Below are 398 nucleotides of genomic sequence, written 5' to 3'. Positions count from 1 at the left end.
CAAACCATCCTTGTCACATTCTTCTAAATCTTTAACCCAAAGGCGTATCTCATCTTTATTGTCATTAACAAAAACACACTCGTAACAAAAATCATCCTCGTCATCGTTCAAATATTCGTTGAATCTTAAAAAACCATATCCCCTGCTTTCTATGTAATCCAAAAACAAAGAAGAATGCGAAGGAAGACAACGCAAATAATCTCTATAACTTTTCACATCCTTCACAGGAAAAGAATGGTCAATATAATTGTCATGCAAACAAGTCATGATATCGTAAGGCTTTTCCCAACCGCAATAAACCTCGACCCCATTCCCAAACATATAACGAATAGCCTTGGTCTCATAACGTGCCTTCAATCGCACAGCCTTTATATTGAACAGATTTTCAAGCCTCTGTA

At 36.7% G+C, this 398-nt stretch carries 1 protein-coding gene; it reads right to left on the bottom strand.

Translation table 11 applies throughout. The features are described 5' to 3' along the window. Window positions 1–398: hypothetical protein (locus KP705_RS18670; protein WP_215765391.1), on the bottom strand; the 398-nt coding region annotated here is incomplete at both ends.

This window comes from Gluconobacter sp. P1D12_c, from assembly GCF_018812105.1.
Classification (GTDB): Bacteria; Pseudomonadota; Alphaproteobacteria; order Acetobacterales; family Acetobacteraceae; genus Gluconobacter; species Gluconobacter oxydans_A.
This window is presented reverse-complemented; position numbering and strand designations above follow the sequence as displayed.